This window comes from Parabacteroides sp. ZJ-118, from assembly GCF_011038785.1.
GTDB lineage: Bacteria > Bacteroidota > Bacteroidia > Bacteroidales > Tannerellaceae > Parabacteroides.
Genome location: NZ_JAAKDT010000004.1, coordinates 56975 through 74525, shown reverse-complemented (window position 1 = coordinate 74525; position 17551 = coordinate 56975). Strand labels below are relative to the sequence as shown.

The 17551-nt window shown below is 44.6% G+C and carries 15 protein-coding genes and 5 tRNA genes; 8 read left to right on the top strand and 12 right to left on the bottom strand.

What is annotated here, in order from left to right:
- Positions 1–3 precede the first annotated feature (3 nt).
- The 3 genes from G7Y39_RS02715 (at position 4) to G7Y39_RS02705 (ending at position 5810) form a co-directional block, all read left to right on the top strand.
- Positions 4–2418: a DPP IV N-terminal domain-containing protein gene (locus G7Y39_RS02715; RefSeq protein WP_165154825.1), complete on the top strand. Its 2415-nt coding sequence runs from the start codon at positions 4–6 to the stop codon at positions 2416–2418.
- A gap of 39 nt (positions 2419–2457) precedes the next feature.
- The gene (locus G7Y39_RS02710) at positions 2458–3000 is read left to right on the top strand and encodes an HDIG domain-containing metalloprotein (protein WP_165154823.1); all 543 of its coding nucleotides are present in this window, start codon (positions 2458–2460) and stop codon (positions 2998–3000) included.
- 65 nt (positions 3001–3065) lie between these two features.
- Entirely contained in the window at positions 3066–5810 is a 2745-nt protein-coding gene (locus tag G7Y39_RS02705; RefSeq protein WP_165154821.1) for a putative LPS assembly protein LptD, read from the top strand.
- Between the two features lie 47 nt (positions 5811–5857).
- Here G7Y39_RS02705 and ung read toward each other — a convergent pair whose 3' ends face one another.
- Both ung and asnA read right to left on the bottom strand, forming a co-directional pair.
- Complete coding sequence (ung, locus tag G7Y39_RS02700) at positions 5858–6520, bottom strand: uracil-DNA glycosylase (RefSeq protein ID WP_165154819.1); 663 nt, start codon at positions 6518–6520, stop codon at positions 5858–5860.
- Positions 6521–6541: 21 nt separating this feature from the next.
- Positions 6542–7579: an aspartate--ammonia ligase gene (gene asnA, locus G7Y39_RS02695; protein WP_165154817.1), complete on the bottom strand. Its 1038-nt coding sequence runs from the start codon at positions 7577–7579 to the stop codon at positions 6542–6544.
- A 195-nt stretch (positions 7580–7774) separates the two neighbouring features.
- On the opposite strand from asnA, the gene G7Y39_RS02690 reads away from it, so the two are divergent.
- Positions 7775–7848 (top strand) — tRNA-Arg (locus G7Y39_RS02690).
- A gap of 136 nt (positions 7849–7984) precedes the next feature.
- On the opposite strand, the gene G7Y39_RS02685 is transcribed toward G7Y39_RS02690, so the two are convergent.
- The 3 genes from G7Y39_RS02685 to G7Y39_RS02675 form a co-directional block, all read right to left on the bottom strand.
- Positions 7985–8059 (bottom strand) — tRNA-Val (locus tag G7Y39_RS02685).
- A 34-nt stretch (positions 8060–8093) separates the two neighbouring features.
- A tRNA-Val gene (locus tag G7Y39_RS02680) sits at positions 8094–8168 on the bottom strand.
- Positions 8169–8202: 34 nt separating this feature from the next.
- Positions 8203–8277, bottom strand: a tRNA-Val gene (locus tag G7Y39_RS02675).
- 273 nt (positions 8278–8550) lie between these two features.
- On the opposite strand from G7Y39_RS02675, the gene purB reads away from it, so the two are divergent.
- From purB to asnS, 3 genes are read left to right on the top strand one after another with little or no spacing between them, the layout of a single operon-like run.
- Positions 8551–9894 (top strand): adenylosuccinate lyase, encoded by a 1344-nt coding sequence (gene purB / locus G7Y39_RS02670; protein ID WP_165154815.1) that lies wholly within the window; start codon positions 8551–8553, stop codon positions 9892–9894.
- Between the two features lie 59 nt (positions 9895–9953).
- Positions 9954–11420 carry a pseudouridine synthase gene (locus G7Y39_RS02665; RefSeq protein WP_165154813.1) on the top strand — a complete coding sequence of 489 codons (1467 nt, stop codon included), beginning with the start codon at positions 9954–9956 and terminating at the stop codon, positions 11418–11420.
- Between the two features lie 14 nt (positions 11421–11434).
- Positions 11435–12841 carry an asparagine--tRNA ligase gene (asnS, locus tag G7Y39_RS02660; RefSeq protein WP_165154811.1) on the top strand — a complete coding sequence of 469 codons (1407 nt, stop codon included), beginning with the start codon at positions 11435–11437 and terminating at the stop codon, positions 12839–12841.
- 90 nt (positions 12842–12931) lie between these two features.
- On the opposite strand, the gene G7Y39_RS02655 is transcribed toward asnS, so the two are convergent.
- Positions 12932–13402, bottom strand: a complete 471-nt coding sequence (locus tag G7Y39_RS02655) for an Lrp/AsnC family transcriptional regulator (RefSeq protein ID WP_121734891.1) — start codon at positions 13400–13402, stop codon at positions 12932–12934.
- Between the two features lie 144 nt (positions 13403–13546).
- Between G7Y39_RS02655 and G7Y39_RS02650 the strand changes: the two genes are divergently transcribed.
- Complete coding sequence (locus tag G7Y39_RS02650; protein ID WP_165154809.1) at positions 13547–14095, top strand: GNAT family N-acetyltransferase; 549 nt, start codon at positions 13547–13549, stop codon at positions 14093–14095.
- Between the two features lie 45 nt (positions 14096–14140).
- On the opposite strand, the gene G7Y39_RS02645 is transcribed toward G7Y39_RS02650, so the two are convergent.
- From G7Y39_RS02645 to G7Y39_RS02620, 6 genes are all read right to left on the bottom strand, one after another.
- Positions 14141–14608 carry a biopolymer transporter ExbD gene (locus tag G7Y39_RS02645; protein ID WP_165154807.1) on the bottom strand — a complete coding sequence of 156 codons (468 nt, stop codon included), beginning with the start codon at positions 14606–14608 and terminating at the stop codon, positions 14141–14143.
- Positions 14608–15198, bottom strand: a complete 591-nt coding sequence (locus tag G7Y39_RS02640; protein WP_165154805.1) for a biopolymer transporter ExbD — start codon at positions 15196–15198, stop codon at positions 14608–14610. The genes G7Y39_RS02645 and G7Y39_RS02640 overlap by 1 nt, the downstream gene beginning before the upstream one ends.
- Before the next feature lie 32 nt (positions 15199–15230).
- Positions 15231–15704 carry a hypothetical protein gene (locus tag G7Y39_RS02635; protein WP_165154803.1) on the bottom strand — a complete coding sequence of 158 codons (474 nt, stop codon included), beginning with the start codon at positions 15702–15704 and terminating at the stop codon, positions 15231–15233.
- A gap of 9 nt (positions 15705–15713) precedes the next feature.
- Positions 15714–16448, bottom strand: coding sequence for a MotA/TolQ/ExbB proton channel family protein (locus G7Y39_RS02630; protein WP_165154801.1), 735 nt, complete (start codon positions 16446–16448; stop codon positions 15714–15716).
- 80 nt (positions 16449–16528) lie between these two features.
- Positions 16529–16616 (bottom strand) — tRNA-Ser (locus G7Y39_RS02625).
- Between the two features lie 146 nt (positions 16617–16762).
- Positions 16763–17548 carry a TatD family hydrolase gene (locus G7Y39_RS02620; RefSeq protein ID WP_165154799.1) on the bottom strand — a complete coding sequence of 262 codons (786 nt, stop codon included), beginning with the start codon at positions 17546–17548 and terminating at the stop codon, positions 16763–16765.
- Positions 17549–17551: the final 3 nt, after the last annotated feature.

The following is a 17551-nucleotide window of genomic DNA, read 5'->3' as shown; positions in this document are numbered from 1 at the left end:
AATATGAATGTGAAAATACTTTTTGGAGCGGCGGTACTTTGGGGCTTATCCTTAGTTCCAGTCTCTTATGCGCAAGATGTCCTGCCGGAATATACGCGAGCACGCCGTTTCGCCCCGTCGAACGCGGAACAGTTACTTTTCTCTTATACCCTTACCCCCAATTATTTCAATAATAGCGACAAATTCTGGTACGCGTATAAGACAAGTGAGGGGACAAACTGGTATCTGGTGGACCCCGACGCGAGGAACAAGCGATTGTTATTCGATCGGGATGAGTTGGCGGCACAGATAAGCGAGATCGTGAGAGAACCTTTTACCGGACAACAACTTCCTATCGAAGATTTACGCTTAAAGGAAGATGATCGCACGTTTACCTTCTCGATAAAGGGTACGGGCGGAGACTATTTTTTCTCGTATGATTATCCATCCTCCCGGTTGACCCGGATTACGAAAGACAAGATTCCGGCTAAAATCCGTTGGGCGAATATATCGCCGGATAAAAAGCGGGTAGTCTTCGCGAAAGATTTGAACTTGTATGTCATGAGTTATGCGGATTATGAGAAAGCCGCGAAGAACCCGGAGGATAAGACGATATCCGAGATTGCCTTGACTACGGATGGCGAAAAAGATTTTGGCTTTGGCATGCCCCAGACCTTCTTGAATACCGATACTTTATGTGACCATAAGCGGAAATATGTAATGGGAAACTGGTCTCCCGACGGTCGTTATTTCGCCGCGACCTTGTCGGATCAACGTGCGGTGCAAGATTTATGGGTGATTAACTCGATCGCCAAACCTCGCCCCACACTTGAGACCTATAAATACCAGATGCCGGGAGAGGCGGGTTCTCCAATCGTTCATTTATATCTCTTTGATTTGGAGAATGCCGGAAAGCGGAAAGAGATCCGGGTAGATTGTTTTAAAGATCAAACCATCAATCTCGCCTCCAGGCCGGATAAAGAACGTACGGGACTCATCCGGAACTCGATCTGGTTGGGAGATAACCGGACCTTCTACCTGACCCGTGTCAGCCGGGATATGAAACGGGTGGATATCTGTTCGTATACGATTGGGGAGGATTCGGTAAAAGCAATCATTGAGGAACGTTTAAATACCTCGATGGAAACCCGCCCGCTAGCGATGACCGATAAGGGTAAGGAATTGATCCATTGGAGCGAGCGGGATGGTTGGGCGCATCTGTATCTATACGATGCGCAAGGGAACTTGAAAAACCGTATCACCAAAGGGCCTTGGCATGTGGACGCCATCGTGGATGTGGATAGCAAGAACCGTGTCGTTTACTTCAAGGCGAATGCCCGGGAAAAGGGAGATACGACTCCTTATTACGAGCACTTGTACCGGGTGAATCTGGATGGTTCGGGCTTAAGGCTGATTACTCCGGGCGATTATTTCCACCTGGTCTCCATGGATAAATCCATGCGATATATCGTGGATAACTATTCTCGTGTCAATACGATCCCGGCTACGGCATTGTATGATAACCAAGGCAACCGATTGATGACCCTGGAGGAGAGTGACTTCTCCCAATTACTCATGGCAGGTTATAAATTCCCCGAGCCTTTTTCGGTAAAGGCGGCCGACGGGGTGACCGATTTGTATGGCATCATGTATAAGCCTTTTGATTTTGATTCCGCGAAAGTCTATCCGGTCGTTAACTATGTATATCCCGGACCGCAACAGGAGGGGACTTTCTTTCGCTACATCCCGATGAATCCTCGTACGGATCGTTTGGCGCAAGCTGGATTTATCGTGGTTTGCATGGGACATAGAGGCGGGCACCCCAGTCGCTCTAAGTGGTATCACAATTATGGATATGGAAATTTGCGCGATTATCCGATGGCGGATCATAAAGTGGCTATCGAGCAGTTGTGCGCTCGATATAAATTCATGGATATCAACCGGGTCGGCATACACGGACACTCCGGTGGCGGTTTCATGTCTACAGCGGCTATGCTGCTTTATCCGGATTTCTTTAAGGTGGCGGTATCTTGTGCCGGTAATCATGACAATAACATTTATAACCGGTGGTGGGGAGAGAAACACCATGGGGTAAAGGAGATCACGGATGATATGGGAAATATCTCGTTCGATATTCGCATCCCGACCAATCAGGAATTGGCGAAGAACTTGAAAGGCCATCTGTTATTGATCCATGGAGATATCGATAATAACGTGCATCCGGCGAATACCATTGTTGTCGTGAACGAGTTGATCAAGGCAGGCAAGCGCTTTGATATGTTGATCGTACCGGGGAAACGTCATCATTTTGATGACTATAATGAGTATTATTACTGGCGGATGGTCGATTACTTCTCTGAGTATCTGAGAGGCGAACGGGAAACAGGCGCGGATATAAAAGATCTGGAACTGGGAAATTGGTTCCAAGGGTATCAATGAGGATTGTTTACTTTTGTCTCGCAAAAAAAAATAAATAGGATGAAACCCCTTGATATAATAAAGAAATATTATCCGGAAAGTTCGGATGCCTACCGGATCTTGGTGACTCATAGCCGCAGCGTGGCGGATAAGGCGTTGGCGTTGGCTCGTCTGCATCCGGAGATGAATCTGGATCTGACTTTTATTGAGGAAGCGGCGATGCTGCATGACATAGGGATCTTTTTGTGTAACGCTCCGGATATCGATTGTCATGGGAAGGCCGATTATATCTGCCATGGTTATCTGGGAGCCGATTTAATGCGGAAAGAGGGATATCCTCGCCACGCCTTAGTTTGCGAGAGGCATACGGGAACAGGTCTTTCGCTTGCCATGATCGAAGAACGGAACCTGCCTGTTCCGCGTCGGGATATGCGTCCCGTGTCATGGGAAGAACAATTGATCTGTTTCGCCGATAAGTTCTTTAGCAAGACTAAATTGACAAAAGAGAAACCGGCTGATAAAATAAAACAGGGCTTATCCAAGTATGGGAATGAGACCGTTGAGCGGTTCGAACATTGGTGTAAACTCTTTTTAGGGGAATAAAAGCATAGGGGCTCGTTTATTTATTATACATTTGCACGCTATAACACACTGCAAAGAACGAAGTAATGTTTTTGATATATAAAGTCCTAATCATTCTATTCGTTTTCCTCTTGGGAGGCTTGGGCGTGCAGGCGCAGGAGATTGTCGCTCCCGCCGATAGCGTGGCGCAGGCTGATTCTCTCTGGGTGGCTCCTACGGATAGTACAACGTTAGCGGGAGATTCGATTCCAGAAAAGCAGACCGGGCTAGATGCTCCGGTCAATTATCAAGCGGCCGATTCTATCGTGATGACAGCTGGCAACTGGGCATATCTTTACGGGGAAGGCGATGTCAAATACCAGAATATCGAGCTGCAATCCGAATTGATCGAGATGAATATGGATAGTAGCATCGTGTTCGCTAAGTTTGGGCTTGACTCTATCGGGCAGGAGTTTGGCTATCCCTTGTTTAAGGAGGGCGATCAGCAGTATGAGTCGAAGACGATGCGGTATAATTTCGGTACCAAGAAAGGATATATCACAGATGTGATTACCCAGCAGGGCGAAGGATATGTTACCGCTGGGCGAACGAAAAAGATGGAAGGGGATATCTTGAACATGGTGGGTGGTAAGTACACGACTTGCGACGAGCATGGGCATCCTCACTTTTACATCCAGATGACCAAGGCGAAGGTGCGCCCGAAAAAGAATATCGTAACGGGGCCGGTCTATCTGGTCTTGGAGGACGTGCCGTTGTATCCGATCGGATTACCTTTCTGCTTCTTCCCGTTCTCGAGTACATATTCATCCGGTATCATTATGCCGACTTTCGGAGACGAGTCTACTAGAGGTTTCTTCTTGCGTGATGGTGGATATTATTTCGCCTTGAGCGATTATATGGACTTGGCTTTATTGGGAGAGATTTACACGAAAGGATCTTGGGGATTGTCGGCCAAGTCCGCCTACCGCAAACGCTATAAATTCTCGGGCAGTTTTAATGCTTCTTATTTGGTGACGAAATTGGGAGATAAGGGCTTGCCGGACTATAGTTTATCCAAGGACTTCAAGGTGAACTGGACGCATACGCAAGACCCTAAAGCGAATCCTTATCTGTCTTTCTCAGCGAGCGTAAACTTTTCGACCTCCTCGTATGACCGCAATAATCAAAACAGTTTATATCCGAACGCAAACGGGTATGCCGATGTGAACCAGAATACGAAGAGTTCATCCATCAACGTAACGAAACGTTTCCCGAACAACCCGTTCACGATCTCCGGTACGATGAGTATAAACCAGACGACCCGTGATTCTTCTATCGCCGTGACCTTGCCTAGCATGACGGTTACGATGAGCCGTATCTTCCCTTTCAAGCGGAAACATCCAGTAGGGAAGGAACGCTGGTATGAGAAGATCTCCATGAGTTATTCCGGTACGTTTAGTAATAGTATCACGACAAAAGAGAACTTATTATTCAAATCGAATTTGATCAAAGATTGGCAGAATGCGATGCAGCACTCGATTCCGATAAGCGCTACATTCTCCGTGCTCAAGTATTTGAACATTTCTCCCTCTTTCAATTATAGGGAACGTTGGTACACCAGTAAGATCGAACAGGAATATGATGCGCAGAAACAGGCTTTGGTAGCCCGTGACACTACGTATGGTTTTTATCGTATTTACGATTTTAACGCTTCTATCTCTGCTTCTACTACCTTGTATGGTTTTTACAAACCGTTGCCATTCTTGGGTAATAAGGTTGAGATGATCCGTCACCGTTTCGAACCGTCTATTACGGTAAGCGCCCAGCCAGACTTCGCTTCTTCTCGTTTTGGCTTTTATCAGACCTATGTATATCAAGACGCGAATGGCGAGGATCGTGAATATACGTATTCCCCGTTTGCTCATAATATGTACGGCGTCCCGGGAACGGGAAAACAAGGAAATATCAGTTTTGACGTAAATAACAATATCGAGATGAAGGTGCGTTCGGATAAGGACTCTACCGGATTCAAGAAAATTAGTCTGATTGATAAGTTATCGTTAGGTATGAGTTATAATATGGCGGCGGATTCATTTAAATGGAGCGACTTGAGTGTCGGTTTACGTTTGAAATTATCCAAGAGCTATACATTGAACTTAAATGGTCAGTTCGATACCTATACTTACGATGAGAATGGGCGGCGTGTCGATATTCCCCGTTGGAAAGCAGGAAAGGGTATTGGTCGTTTGCGAGGGACTAGTACTAGTTTTTCCTATACGTTTAACAATGATACGTTTAAGAAGTTGTTTGGAGAAGGTGATAGTTCATCGGATAAATCCGGAAATCAATCGGCTTCTACGGATCCGAGTGCGGATCCGGATGTCCTGAACCCGGATGGAGAAGGAGATGGCGAGAATAAGGAAAGTGATGGCCGTCTGTTAGGCAAAAAGAAAGAGACCGGTGAGACAGATGCCGATGGCTATTTAATTTCCAAGATTCCTTGGAGCCTCTCGTTTAGTTATGGTTTGAGCTTACGGTATGGTGATTTTAATCGTTCTAAACGGGAGTATGATTACGCCTTGACTCACTCTTTGAGCTTTAACGGGAATATCCAGCCGACAAAGAACTGGCGTTTTAACTTTAACGCTACTTATGATTTCGACGCAAAGAAGATCTCTTATATGACTTGTAACGTAACTCGTAACTTGCACTGTTGGCAAATGACGGCTAGTTTCGTTCCGGTCGGCCCTTATAAATCCTATACGTTCAGTATCGCTGTAAGCTCTGCTTTATTGAAAGACTTGAAGTATGATAAGAGAAGTAATTATAGGGATGGGCAGCAATGGTATTAATAGTTGACAGTTGACAACTGTCACTTGTCAACTGTTAACTCGTTTTATTACCATTCGATGGGAGTTTGCCCGGTCGCGATTAAATAATCATTGGCTTTGCTGAAATGCTTGTTTCCGAAGAATCCTCGGTAAGCGGAAAGTGGAGACGGATGGGCTGATTTAAGAACCAGATTACGGGATGGGTCGATGAAAGCACCTTTCTTTTGTGCGTAGGAACCCCATAATAGGTAAACGATATGGCTTCTTTCAGCGGTCAGACAATGAATAACAGCATCGGTAAAGGTCTCCCAGCCTCTATTTTGATGGGAACCGGCTTGATGCGCTCGTACCGTGAGCGTGGCGTTCAGCAATAATACGCCTTGATCTGCCCAACGAGTCAAGTTGCCGGTTGTCGGGATCGGATGCCCTAAGTCATCTTGTATTTCTTTGAATATATTGATGAGGGAAGGGGGGAACGGTACCCCATCCTGCACGGAGAAACAGAGTCCGTGCGCCTGTCCCGGCTCGTGATAAGGATCTTGGCCGAGGATAACGACCTTCACTTTATCGAACGGGCAGTGCTCAAAAGCGTTGAACATATAAGGACCGGGAGGATAAACAGTACCTTGGTGGTATTCTTGTTTAACGAAATCGGTCAATTGTTTGAAATAATCTTTTTCAAACTCGTCGGCTAACCGTTTTTTCCAGCTTTCTTCAATCTTTACATCCATAATATAATAGTTGGCTGTTAACTAAATAAGCATCATTCCTGCCGCACGTGCTTCCTTGCGCATCTCCTCCGGCCAGATACTTGCCTGTATCTCTCCGATATGGGCCTTGCGAAGATAGAACATACACAACCGGCTCTGTCCGATACCTCCGCCGATACTTTGCGGAAGTTCACCGTTCAAGAGGCGTTTGTGGAAATAGAGTTCCTTTTTCTCCTCGGCCTTGCGAATACTCAACTGGCGTAGCAAGGCTTCCTTATTGACGCGGATGCCCATAGAGGATAGTTCCATAGAACGGTTTAGTACATCATCCCAAACCAATAAATCCCCGTTCAACCCGATTTGTCCGTTCTCAGCGATCGTAGACCAATCATCGTAGTCCGGAGCACGTCCGTCATGCTTCTCTCCATTGCTTAGCGAGCATCCGATACCGATAATGAATACGGCCCCGTATTCCTTGGTAATAGCATCTTCCCGCTCTTTCGGCATAAAGGTAGGATATTTTTGTAACAAATCCTCGGAATGGATGAAATGAATCTTCTGGGGGAGCGTCGGGCGGATTTGAGGAAACATCTCGTAAACTAAGTATTCGGTACGAACCATAGCGGCATATATGCGGCGAACGATTTCCTTGAGGAAATCGATATTGCGTTCGCTTTCGCTCATCACAAGCTCCCAGTCCCATTGATCCACGTATAAAGAGTGTAAATTACCTAGCTCCTCGTCTGAGCGGATGGCGTTCATATCGGTATAAATGCCGTAACCTTCTTCAATGTGGTAATCGGCGAGAGTCAGTCTTTTCCATTTGGCGAGTGAGTGTACGATCTCCGCTTTAGAGTCGTTTAAATCCTTGATAGGGAAAGTGACGGCTCGCTCGATCCCGTTAAGATCATCATTGATACCCATGCCCTTAAGTACGAATAAAGGCGCGGTTATGCGTCTTAGGCGCAGCTCGGATGAGAGGTTTTGTTGGAAAAAGTCCTTGATCTTCTTGATTCCCATTTCAGTCTGGGATAAGTTAAGTAAGGCTTTATACCCTGCGGGTTTAATAAGATAGCTCATATACTTGTTGTGCTTTGAGTTTGTAAAATGTGTGCGGCAAAGATAATGATTAATGGAAAAATAACAAGAATATGATCATTTTTATTTGCAAAATGGCAGAATATGCCGAATATTTATATGCAAAATATCAAAAATAAAATATTCTCTCCTGTATTTGCTGAATTAAGATATTATGTGTACTTTTGCGCAGTATTTGGCTCGGTAGCTTAGTTGAATAGAGCGTCAGATTCCGGTTCTGAAGGTCGTGGGTTTGAGTCCCACCCGGGTCACAGAAAAATCCTTGGCAATCGTTAGATTACCAAGGATCTTTTGTTTATGCGATTTAAATGCGGATAATCCGTAACTTTAATCTTTCCAATCATGATTGTATATCGCAGAAAAGTCTTCAGGAGGAGTTAAGTTTCGTGGGCGTTGACGGATTCGAACCGCCGACCCTCTGCTTGTAAGGCAGATGCTCTGAACCAGCTGAGCTAAACGCCCGAAGTCCTTTCAGTAAAAATAATAAATTTAGAGGTGGGCGTTGACGGATTCGAACCGCCGACCCTCTGCTTGTAAGGCAGATGCTCTGAACCAGCTGAGCTAAACGCCCGAAGTTCTTTCGGTAAAAATAATAAATTTAGAGGTGGGCGTTGACGGATTCGAACCGCCGACCCTCTGCTTGTAAGGCAGATGCTCTGAACCAGCTGAGCTAAACGCCCTTAAATTTACATCTTCTCTATTCGCTTTATCTCTCTAAAGCGCTGCAAAGATACGGCTTTTTTCATTACCTCCAAACATTTCGGCAATAAAATGCGAAAAAATAAGAGACCGGTTTGCCAACCGGTTTGCCAAAATTCAAAGAAAGTCTCTCTGGTGAAATTGAGAAGGAGGGGGATTGTCCTAAAAAGGGGTATTTAGTTAAAAATAACGCTTGTCTACCTTATTATTCAATGGAAAAGGTTTAACTTTGCGACTCTATATTAATAATGTATATGGTATTATCGACACTGACTGCTATTTCGCCCGTGGATGGGCGATACAGGAATAAGGCTGAGAATCTGGCCGCTTATTTTTCAGAGTACGCACTTATTAAGTATAGAGTGCGAGTTGAGATCGAGTATTTTATTGCTCTGTCTGAGTTCCTTCCGCAATTGGGCGAGTTAAATACAGTGGAAGTGAAAGAGGAACTCCGTAAGATTTATCAGGAGTTCACGGAAGAAGACGCTCTGCGAGTAAAGGAGATCGAGAGCGTGACGAACCACGATGTGAAAGCGGTGGAGTATTTTATAAAGGAAAAAACAAATCATTTTCTTGCTGAGAAATACCACGAGTTTATTCATTTCGGATTGACTTCGCAGGATATCAACAACACGTCCGTTCCCTTGTCTATCAAAGACGCTTTGCAGGGAGTATATTTCCCCGGCTTGGAGGAGGTGATCGGCTCGTTGAAGAAATACGCCGAGGAATGGATGGATATCCCGATGTTAGCTAAAACACATGGGCAGCCGGCTTCTCCAACTCGTCTTGGTAAGGAGGTGATGGTATTTGTTTATCGTCTGGAGCAACAACTGTCATTGTTAAAGACTACTCCGGTTTCCGCTAAGTTTGGCGGAGCTACGGGTAATTTCAATGCGCATCATGTGGCTTATCCGGAATATGACTGGCGGGCTTTCGGTAATAAGTTTGTCAGCGAGGTCTTAGGGCTGAAGCGCGAGGAGTGGACCACACAGATATCAAACTATGATAATTTGGCCGCTATCTTTGATGGTTTGAGGCGTATCAATACAATCTTGATCGACTTGAACCGTGATTTTTGGCAGTATATCTCTATGGAGTATTTCAAGCAGAAGATCAAGGCTGGAGAGATTGGTTCGTCGGCAATGCCGCATAAGGTGAACCCGATCGACTTCGAGAACGCAGAGGGTAATCTAGGTATTGCGAACGCTATATTGGAGCATTTGGCGACTAAGTTGCCGGTATCCCGTTTGCAAAGAGATTTGACGGATTCTACCGTGTTGAGAAACGTAGGTGTGCCTTTGTCGCATATAGAAATCGCATTCAAAAGCTTAACAAAAGGCTTGGGTAAGTTGTTGTTGAACGAGAGCGCCTTATCCCGGGATTTGGATAATTGTTGGGCTGTGGTTGCCGAAGGTATTCAGACGGTATTGCGTCGTGAGGGATATCCCAAGCCTTACGAGGCTCTGAAAGCCCTGACCCGTACGAACCAGACGGTTACGGAGCAGTCTATCAAGGAATTTATCGAGACCTTGGATGTGAACGACCAGATTAAAGAGGAATTAAGGGCGATAACGCCTCATAATTATACAGGAATTTAGTGATAATATGGGTAGCCGTGAGGCTGCCAAGTTTTTAACCATTGTTTAATTTATAACAAATGAGTACAGAAGAAAGAGATGAATCTCAACCACGTCCAAAAAGAGTGATACCAAGTATCAGACGGGAAAACACGGACCAAGAAGGTGAAAGAAGACCTTACAATCAGGGTTATAATAAACCTGAGGGTAGCTACGAACGTAGACCGTACCGGTCTTACGGAGATAATAATCGCCCTTCCTACGGGGATCGTCCGAGTCGTCCGCGTTCTTACGATAACAATCGTGAAGGTGGTTATAGTAGCCGTGAAGGTGGATATGGCAACAGTCGCCCGTCTTATGGTAACAACAATCGTGGTGGTTATGGTAACAATCGTGTGGGTGGCTATAATAGCGGCCGTCCGTCTTATGGAAATAATCACCCGTCATACGGGAATGGCGGAGGGTCGTACAATCGCCCGTCTCGCCCGAATTATGATGGATCGTCAAAGGCTCATTCCGCTTCTCCTTCCGGAGAGGGAATGTCAGGTGATGGCATAAAGAAAAGGAGACCACGTGTAGGTGACACTCGTTTGGATTACAATGATTTGCGTTCGGGCGCTGGGAACGGTTACGCACCCAGACGTTCATATGGAAACGACAACTCCTATGGCGGTAATCGTCAAGGGGGAGGGGGTGGATATGGAAATAATCGCCGTCCTTCTTTCAATAGTAATCGCCGTCTGGGTGGAGGTGGTGGTTCCCAAAGGTCGCAGGGGTACAACGTACGTCAGAAACAGATCAAGTATAAGGAAGTCTTGGCGGACCCGAACGAACCGATTCGTTTGAACAAATTCTTATCTAACGCTGGTGTTTGCTCTCGTCGTGAGGCGGATGAATTTATCCAGAAAGGGGTTGTTAAGGTAAACGATGTAGTGGTAACGGAATTGGGTACTAAGATTACTCGCCAAGATGTTGTTACATTTAACGAGAAGCCGGTTCAGATCGAGAGTAAGGTGTATATCGTGTTAAACAAGCCGAAGAATTGCGTAACGACTTCTGATGATCCTCAAGAACGCCTGACGGTAATGGATTTGGTGAAGAACGCTTGCCAAGAGCGTATCTATCCGGTAGGCCGTTTGGATCGTAATACGACAGGTGTCTTGTTACTGACGAACGATGGTGATCTAGCCTCTAAATTGACTCATCCGTCTTTCAAGAAGAAAAAGATCTACCATGTGTGGTTGGATAAGAGTGTGGCTATCGAGGATATGGAGAAAATCGCTAATGGCCTTGATCTGGAGGATGGAGAAATCCATGCGGACGCTATCAGCTATGCTAGCGAGGACGATAAGAGCCAAGTGGGTATAGAGATCCATTCTGGCCGTAACCGTATCGTGCGCCGTATTTTCGAATCGTTGGGATATCATGTGACGAAATTGGACCGTGTTTATTTCGCCGGTTTGACTAAGAAGAACTTAGGCCGCGGTAAATGGCGTTACTTAAATGAAAGGGAAGTGAACGCTCTTAGGATGGGAGCTTTCGAATAACAAAAAACGTACAGATGGAAACAATTAAACGAACAAAGATTGTAGATGTGCTGAAAAGCGACGCTTTCGGTACTACCGTGAATGTGAAAGGATGGGTCCGTACCCGCCGTGGTAGCAAACAGGTGAGTTTTATCGCCTTGAATGACGGTTCTACAATCAATAATGTTCAGATCGTTGTGGATGTGGATAAATTGGGAGATGAGTTCTTGAAACCGATTACCACGGGAGCTAGTATCAGCGTAAATGGTATCTTGACACAATCTCAAGGTAAGGGACAGAATGTGGAGATACAGGCTACCGAGATTGAGATTCTTGGTACGGCTGATCCAGCTACTTATCCATTGCAGAAAAAAGGACACTCCATGGAGTTTTTACGTGAGATCGCTCATTTGCGTCCTCGTACGAATACATTTGGTGCGGTATTCCGTATTCGTCACAATGTGGCTTACGCTATCCATAAGTTTTTCCATGATAGAGGCTTTTTCTATTTTCATACGCCGATCATCACGGCTTCCGACTGTGAGGGTGCCGGACAGATGTTCCAAGTTACTACCAAGAATTTGTACGACTTGAAAAAGGATGAGAACGGCTCTATTATTTATGAGGACGATTTCTTCGGCAAGCAGGCTAGCTTGACGGTTTCCGGGCAGTTGGAGGGTGAGTTGGCCGCTACAGCGTTGGGACAGATTTATACGTTTGGCCCCACGTTCCGTGCGGAGAACTCAAATACGCCTCGTCATTTGGCGGAATTTTGGATGATTGAGCCGGAAGTCGCTTTCAATGATATCACGGATAATATGGAATTGGCCGAGGAGTTCATTAAATATTGCGTACAATGGGCGTTGGATAACTGTATGGAAGATATCAAGTTCTTGAACGATAGATTCGATAAGGAATTGATCGCTCGTCTGGAAGGGGTCTTGAAAGACTCATTCGTTCGCTTGTCGTACACTGAAGGTATCAAGATATTGGAAGAGGCAGTCGCTAAAGGACATAAATTTGAGTTCCCTGTTTATTGGGGTGTAGACTTAGCTTCCGAGCATGAACGTTTCTTGGTGGAGGATCACTTCAAGCGTCCGGTAATTTTAACGGATTACCCGAAAGAGATCAAGGCTTTCTATATGAAGCAAAACGAGGATGGAAAGACCGTACGTGCCATGGACGTATTATTCCCGAAGATTGGAGAGATCATCGGTGGTTCCGAGCGTGAGGCTGACTATGATAAGCTAATGACTCGTATTGAAGAATTGGGCATCCCGATGAAGGATATGTGGTGGTATCTAGATACTCGCCGTTTTGGTACGGTGCCTCACGCAGGTTTCGGTTTGGGCTTTGAGCGTCTTTTGTTGTTCGTTACGGGCATGGCAAATATACGTGACGTGATACCTTTCCCGCGTACACCGAATAACGCTGAGTTCTAATAGCGCCGTGCGCTTAGTGATCATGATAAAAAGGGTTCGTAACGGGTTGAAACCGGATTACGGACCCTTTTCCCTATATAGCTTCCTTGCTTAATCGTTGTCCAGATCAATAGGAATCTGTCTTTTGAATGCCTCCTTAAAGGATATAAGCGATTCAGTGCGAGCCAAGCCCAATGGTTGAAGCTTGTTGTGGATGATGCTTAGCAGGTGCTGGTTGTTCTTTGCGTATATTTTTATAAACAGGTCGTATTGCCCTGTTGTATAATGGCATTCCACGACTTCCGGTATCTGCAACAGCGCTTCGGTAACGCTTGGGAATTGTCCGGGAGACTTTAGGAATAGCCCCATATATGCGCAAGTCTCATACCCAACCTTTGTGTTATCCACGATGAATTCTGAGCCTTTGATAACCCCTAAATTAGTCAGCTTTTGTATGCGTTGATGGATAGCCGCTCCGGATACGTTACATTCCCTCGCTACCTCCAAAAATGGCATACGCGCATTGCCGATGATTAGTTTGAGTATCTTCTCGTCCAGTTCATCTAGTTGATGATGTGCCATATATTTATTATATTTGTATTACTGTTAGATTACATTCTTCATATTTAATACAAATGTAATGAAAAGCTTATAATAACCTAGAGATTATGGTCGATTATTTTGATTTTGTAAGCGGTCTTTATTCAATTATTAAGTATTTATTTTATGAGCGCAGATCTTGGAATAATTAGTAAACCTGTCCGGGAGATAGCCGATCCTTTTTTGGATCTGGTAGAGAAAACATATACTGCTTCTTTCCCTGAGGAAGAACGTCGTGATTTCTCTTTGGTGCGTAGGCTTTTGGAGGAAGATAACCGTTTCGAGATGTATGCCTTGCTGCGTGATGGTATTTACGTGGGTTTCATTACGGGATGGCAATTTGAGGATTTTGTTTATGTAGAGCATTTTGCGATTGAAGAGTCCGTTCGCGACAGTGGGATCGGAGCGAAAGCGATGACCGGGTTTTTAGCTCTTCGCAAAGATCCGGTTGTCTTAGAGGTAGAAATGCCAACAGAGGAGATGAGTAAACGTAGAATTCGTTTTTATGAGCGTCTTGGGTTTGTCTTGGATCACCATGTGTATTTCCAACCTCCCTATCGTGAGGGAGAGGCTTTTTTAGAAATGCGTTTAATGATGTATGGAGAGCTTGACTTGGGACAATCTTTTGAGCGGATTAAGACCGCCATACATCAAAATGTTTATAAAGTAACATAAAAAAGGCGGGAAATAAATCCCGCCTTTTTTATGTTATCGGAATAATTAATCTACCCGTTGTGCGGCGGAATAACTAATCTTCAATGCGTAAGCTTCACGGAGAGCCTGTTTTACATCGGTGATAACACCCATTCTAGTCTCTTTGTCAGCTTTGATAGAAACAGTCATAAACGGCTGATCCTCTTCTTTCATACTAGACTTTTCCTGTGCGATGTAATCCTGGATTTCAGAAACCTCGGCGAAAGCATCGTTTAATTGGATACGAGTTTCAGAACCCATCTTCGCCCTTAAATCCCGGGTCGGTTTACCTACATAGATAAATGTAACCAAAGATTTCTTCTCCAATTTTTGAAGCTCTGTAGCCTGTGGAGCATGGAACTCTACTTTTAGTGTTACCTCACGCATGGATGTTACCATCATGATGAAGAACAAAAAAGCGAACACCAAGTCGGGTAATGATGATGTATTCAATTCGGGCATTTCACGACCGCCCGCTTTACTAAACTTTCCCATTACTTTTTACCTCCATAATTTTTAGGTTCAGCTTCCGATATCTTTTGCGGATAAATCTGCTGTACGGCTTTTTGTTGCTCTTCGTCCAAGTCCGCGAAAACCTTGCCAAACTTCTTTTTGGAAACATCGTTTCTCAATTCGTTGTATGCGGCTGCGATCTCATTTTGAACGTTGATATAAGCTTGGTATTCAGTACCGCGGTCATTCTGCAATGAAATCACGTGGTTCTTTGTTACCATTTGCTTCCCAAAGAATGGAACATCAACCTCAACTCGTTCAGGCTTATGCTCATCGTTAAAAGGATTATCAATGAAGTCCTTAATCTTGTCTTTCAATTGCTTGATATCGACAAATTGATCACCACAAAGAATTTGGTTGTTACTGTTGATCAATACAACCAGCAAGTTTCTCTTTTTGATATCAACATCGGTATCGTTCTTCTGATCTTTAGGAACAGGGGGCGGCAAACGTCTTGCCAAACCTTTATCTGTATCCATTGATGTAGTAATAAGGAAGAAGATAAGCAACATGAAAGCGATGTCGGCCGAAGAAGAACCATTGATTCCCGGTGTCTTTCTTTTCTTACCCATTTCTTTCTTGTTTTATCAGTTCGTTATTACTTTTATTTTCCCAAGATTCTCTTGATAGATCCCCAAAAGATACAAGCGACAATCATTACAATCAATGCGATTGTTGACATAATCCACATGTCGGATATCTTCAACCAACCGGCAGTATTGTACTCTTGAGAGTCTGCGTTCAAACCTTCCAACGGAGTGGCATCACCCATTGTGTAAGTGATGAACAAAAGAGCAGCGAAACATACTAATGTAACCAGAGATGTGATCGCCGACTTCGTGTCTGTTTTCAACAAGCCGATAAATTGCCAAACAGCAAACAATACCGTACTGATGATTGTCACGAAGAACAATATTGAGGTCCAATCAATCAGGAGTCCTGTGTAAACAGGCTCTTTCATTTCAGCGGCGGGATCTACGACTCCACCTGCGAAAAACATACCCAAAACGACAATACTGACAACTGCGCTTATCAATAATGTCCAACTGGATATCTTTCTTATTTTAGTAACTGCCATAATTCGTACTTATTTTTTGAATTTGACGTTGTATTTGATAACCAAGTCGAGCAATGTGATAGAAGCATCCTCCATCTGGTTCAAGATAGCCTCCAATTTGCTTAACAAATAGTTATAGAATACCTGAAGGATCAAAGCAACGATCAAACCACCTACGGTAGTAATCAAGGCCACTTTCATACCACCTGCTACAACCGTCGGGCTGATATCACCAACTTGCTCGATTTTATCGAACGCCATGATCATACCTACTACAGTTCCCAAGAATCCCAAAGACGGAGCCATTGCGATGAACAATGTGATCCAAGACATGTTCTTTTCCAAAAGACCACCTTGAACACCACCGTAAGAAACAATAGATTTCTCTACTACATCGATACCTTGGTCTATTCTCATCAAGCCTTGGTAAGCGATGGAAGCGATAGGACCTCTTGTGTCGCGAGCGATTGCTTTAGCACCTTCTACATCACCCTTGTCTAAAGCATCCTCTATACCTTTCAATAATTTGCTGGAATTTGTCTCAGCTAAGTTTAAGTAGATAATTCTCTCCAAGCAGAATGCCAAACCGAAAATCAAAGCGATCGCAACCAAACTCATGAAGTCGGCACCACCTTCGATAAACTTTGTCTTTAATGCTTGATACATACCTCCTTCAACTGCAGGAGCCGCATCCTGCGCGAATGCTACGGTAGAAGTTCCAAGGGCACATACACCCAAGAGTGCTTTTGCAAATAACTTTTTCATTGTGTGTTTAATTTTTAAGATTAATAATTCTCTTATTTGTTTTTATTTTATTGTTAATTAATTCATGGTATCCTCCACCGCGGAGAGAGCGGGATTCGAACCCGCGAAACCCTTTAGGAGTTTACACGCTTTCCAGGCGTGCCTCTTCAACCACTCGAGCATCTCTCCAATATTCGCCCTGCTTCTTCTAAAACGACCGCAAAATACGAAAAAATTCCCATATGCAATCTTTTCAGTGCACAAATCTATAGTTTTTGCTTGACATATACACAATATCCGCGGGATAAATTTTAACTTCATTCGAAAAAAAGTGTCTATAGGGGTTTATTTACGCTATTAAATAATCCCAATGTGTTTTTTCGAGTAGCGTTTACGGTCCCCTCTAGTGTGAGGCCGAAAGTTTCTGCCACTTTCTCGGCCGTCTTCCATATATAAGTAGGCTCATTCCGTCTGCCTCTGTAGGGGACCGGTGAAAGATAGGGGGCGTCTGTTTCCAAGAGTATCTTTTCAATATCTGTTTGCCGGATGACTTCGGCCAGTTTTGAGTTCTTGAAGGTAACAACTCCGTTTATCCCAATCTTGAAGGTGGGCAGTTTCTTTATTTCTTCCAGTTCTTCCGTCGTGCCGGTAAAACTATGAAATACGCCCTTAAGTCTTTCCGCTCCGACTTTATGTATGCATTCCAGAACTTCCGGATATGCGTCGCGGGTATGGATGGCTACGGGCAGGTTCAGATCGACGCTCCAACGCAGTTGTTCCTCGAAAACGATACGTTGCTCCCTCAAATAGGTCTTATCCCAATATAGATCGATCCCGATTTCACCGATACCGCAATAGGTACGTTTAGACAGGTAGGATTCTGTTCGTTTCAGGATATCGATGTAATGGCTATTTACGCTGGTCGGGTGCAATCCCATCATGGGGAAAACAAACTCCGGGTATCGATCGCATAAATCGTGCATTCTGTCAATCGTCGTCAGGTCTACGTTTGGCAGAAGCAGGGCGTCGATACCCGATTCTTTCGCTCTTTGAGCCAGTTCGTCTTGTTCCGGATCGAAATCCTCCAGATATAAATGGCAATGTGTGTCTATTAACCTCATGGA

What these genes read in the sequence shown, in the direction of transcription:
- asnA (WP_165154817.1), bottom strand. Translation starts at nt 7,579, where the DNA reads ATGAGCTATCTTATTAAACCCGCAGGGTATAAAGCCTTACTTAACTTA.
- G7Y39_RS02715 (WP_165154825.1), top strand. Translation starts at nt 4, where the DNA reads ATGAATGTGAAAATACTTTTTGGAGCGGCGGTACTTTGGGGCTTATCC.
- G7Y39_RS02650 (WP_165154809.1), top strand. Translation starts at nt 13,547, where the DNA reads ATGAGCGCAGATCTTGGAATAATTAGTAAACCTGTCCGGGAGATAGCC.
- purB (WP_165154815.1), top strand. Translation starts at nt 8,551, where the DNA reads ATGGTATTATCGACACTGACTGCTATTTCGCCCGTGGATGGGCGATAC.
- G7Y39_RS02620 (WP_165154799.1), bottom strand. Translation starts at nt 17,548, where the DNA reads ATGAGGTTAATAGACACACATTGCCATTTATATCTGGAGGATTTCGAT.
- G7Y39_RS02630 (WP_165154801.1), bottom strand. Translation starts at nt 16,448, where the DNA reads ATGAAAAAGTTATTTGCAAAAGCACTCTTGGGTGTATGTGCCCTTGGA.
- G7Y39_RS02640 (WP_165154805.1), bottom strand. Translation starts at nt 15,198, where the DNA reads ATGGGTAAGAAAAGAAAGACACCGGGAATCAATGGTTCTTCTTCGGCC.
- G7Y39_RS02710 (WP_165154823.1), top strand. Translation starts at nt 2,458, where the DNA reads ATGAAACCCCTTGATATAATAAAGAAATATTATCCGGAAAGTTCGGAT.
- G7Y39_RS02705 (WP_165154821.1), top strand. Translation starts at nt 3,066, where the DNA reads ATGTTTTTGATATATAAAGTCCTAATCATTCTATTCGTTTTCCTCTTG.
- ung (WP_165154819.1), bottom strand. Translation starts at nt 6,520, where the DNA reads ATGGATGTAAAGATTGAAGAAAGCTGGAAAAAACGGTTAGCCGACGAG.
- G7Y39_RS02655 (WP_121734891.1), bottom strand. Translation starts at nt 13,402, where the DNA reads ATGGCACATCATCAACTAGATGAACTGGACGAGAAGATACTCAAACTA.
- G7Y39_RS02645 (WP_165154807.1), bottom strand. Translation starts at nt 14,608, where the DNA reads ATGGGAAAGTTTAGTAAAGCGGGCGGTCGTGAAATGCCCGAATTGAAT.
- asnS (WP_165154811.1), top strand. Translation starts at nt 11,435, where the DNA reads ATGGAAACAATTAAACGAACAAAGATTGTAGATGTGCTGAAAAGCGAC.
- G7Y39_RS02665 (WP_165154813.1), top strand. Translation starts at nt 9,954, where the DNA reads ATGAGTACAGAAGAAAGAGATGAATCTCAACCACGTCCAAAAAGAGTG.
- G7Y39_RS02635 (WP_165154803.1), bottom strand. Translation starts at nt 15,704, where the DNA reads ATGGCAGTTACTAAAATAAGAAAGATATCCAGTTGGACATTATTGATA.